Consider the following 671-nt stretch of genomic DNA (forward strand, 5'->3'; position numbering starts at 1 on the left):
CTGGCCAACCCCATCAACCCGCCCATGAGGACGACTCATGGCGGGTTTTTTCATTTTCAGAACCCGATGAGCGCACTGCAACTCCACTACCGTCCGGTCGATTCGCTGATCCCCTATGCCCGCAATGCCAAGCAGCATTCGCAGGCCCAGGTCGCGCAGATCGCCGCCAGCATTCGCGAGTTCGGCTGGGGCGCGCCGATCCTGATCGATGGCCAGAACAATGTGATCGCCGGACACGGTCGTCTGCTGGCGGCACGTCAGCTGGACATGATCGAGGTGCCTGTCGTTGCGTTGGATCACTTGAGCGACACGCAACGCCGCGCGCTGATCCTGGCCGACAACAAGATCGGCGAGAACGCCGCCTGGGATGACGCCCTGCTCGGCATCGAACTGTCCGAACTGCAGGACGCCGGCTTCGATCTCGGCCTGACCGGCTTCTCCCCGGAAGAATGGGAGGCGCTGATCGCCGGGGACGACGTCACCAAGGACGGACTCACCGACGAGGACAATGTGCCGGACGTGCCGCAAACCCCCATCTCCCAAGCAGGCGACGTGTGGCTGCTGGGCGATCACAGACTACTGTGCGGCGATGCCACCAAGGCCGACGACTACACGCAGCTGCTCGGTGACGAATTGCCCGACATGGCCTTCACCGATCCCCCGTACAACGT

General features: G+C 63.2%; 1 protein-coding gene. It reads left to right on the forward strand.

Translation table 11 applies throughout. The features are described from left to right. Positions 1–24 precede the first annotated feature (24 nt). The coding region (locus XalbCFBP2523_RS15855; protein WP_249027745.1) for a ParB/Srx family N-terminal domain-containing protein at positions 25–671 on the forward strand (647 nt) is incomplete at its 3' end.

The organism is Xanthomonas albilineans, from assembly GCF_002939705.1.
Classification (GTDB): Bacteria; Pseudomonadota; Gammaproteobacteria; order Xanthomonadales; family Xanthomonadaceae; genus Xanthomonas_A; species Xanthomonas_A albilineans.